At 65.5% G+C, this 568-nt stretch carries 1 protein-coding gene; it reads left to right on the top strand.

Annotated features, from left to right (window positions below):
• A partial coding sequence (locus tag ROR02_RS16515) for a transposase (protein WP_147165125.1) occupies positions 1-373 on the top strand: 373 nt, incomplete at its 5' end.
• Positions 374-568: the final 195 nt, after the last annotated feature.

Here is a 568-nt window from a genome sequence, read left to right as displayed (position 1 = left end):
CCCGATCACCGCCTCGGCTCTGGCGGCATCCGTCCCCGACCCCGCCGCCTTCGACAGCGGACGCAAGCTGGCGGCATGGCTGGGGCTGGTGCCACGGCAGAACTCCACCGGTGGCAAGGATCGCCTGGGATCCATCACCAAGGCCGGAGACAGCTATCTGCGCCGCCTGCTGGTGATCGGCGCCACCAGCGTGCTCCGATACGCCCGCAACAAGGCGCCCGGCAAGACGGACTGGCTGAAGGCGTTGCTCGAACGCAAATCCGCCCGTCTGGCCTCGGTCGCCCTGGCCAACAAGATGGCCCGCATCGCCTGGTCGGTCATGGTCCGTGGCGAGGCCTATCGGAAAACCTATCCCGTCTCCCAAACGGCCTGAACCAATAAAATGGCTCGGCAAGGATAGGGAGACGGAGCGTGCGAGGGTGAATGTGACGTGATGGCAACCCGGTCAGGCCGGGAACCGGGAAGACCCTTCCAGGGCAATGCGCAAAAGGCACGTCCGATTGATTGGGACCCGGTTCGCGGATTTCATCATGGCCCGCGGTCATGTGCACCGCTCCTGTCGAGGCCG

The sequence above is a fragment of the Pararhodospirillum oryzae genome (assembly GCF_007992075.1).
Lineage (GTDB): Bacteria > Pseudomonadota > Alphaproteobacteria > Rhodospirillales > Rhodospirillaceae > Pararhodospirillum > Pararhodospirillum oryzae.
Note: the sequence above shows the minus strand (reverse complement) of the source record. Positions and strands in the feature narration are given on the sequence as shown.